The 782-nt window shown below is 52.2% G+C and carries 1 protein-coding gene; it reads left to right on the forward strand.

Annotated features, from left to right (window positions below; all coding sequences use genetic code 11):
• On the forward strand, nucleotides 1–782 hold a 782-nt coding region (locus H5187_RS23805; protein WP_182798506.1), incomplete at both ends, for an Ig-like domain-containing protein.

Consider the following 782-nt stretch of genomic DNA (forward strand, 5'->3'; position numbering starts at 1 on the left):
GTAATGTGCGCACGATCACTTCGACTGATTTTGATGGTACGCCACCGACGCTCACGGTGAGCGTCGATACATTGAGCAATGACAACACCCCAGCCATTAGTGGGACCACTGATGCGGGTCAAGGGGCTGCAGTGACGGTGGTTGTTACCGATAAAGATGGCAACAGCGAAACCCTCAGCGCCACCGTGGATGCCAATGGTGATTGGGTAATTAGCCCGACAACCCCACTGCCTGATGGTGCGTTTAGTGTTGATGTCAGTGTCCTTGATGGTGTTGGCAACGAAACCACCGACTCGGTTAGTGGTGTGATTGACACCACCGCGCCGAGTCTTACAGTGCAAGGCGTGGGTGATGGCAGTGACGTCACCCCAGTATTCAGTGGCACCAGTGATGAGATAGGTGGCACAGTGACCTTAGTGGTTACCGATGCTAACGGGGTCGAACAAACCCTAAGCGCGACAGTACAAAGCAATGGTCAATGGTCTGTGGAAGTACCAAATGGCTTGAGCGAGGGCGATTACAGCGTTGAGACGACCATCCTGGATGCGGCTGGAAATAGCACGCAAGTCAACTTAACGGGCACTATTGATACCTCAGTGCCTGTTGTTATGGTTAATGATAATGGCCTTGGAAACAATGCGACACCAACGATTACGGGTACCTCAACCGAGCCTACGGGCACCGTTGTTAGCATCAGTATCGTGGATGTCAATGGCGATAGTTATGGATTAAGTGCCACCGTCCTCGCTGATGGTTCATGGCAAGTAACAGCACCAAGCTTA

The organism is Pseudoalteromonas sp. SG44-1, from assembly GCF_014164315.1.
Classification (GTDB): domain Bacteria; phylum Pseudomonadota; class Gammaproteobacteria; order Enterobacterales; family Alteromonadaceae; genus Pseudoalteromonas; species Pseudoalteromonas rhizosphaerae.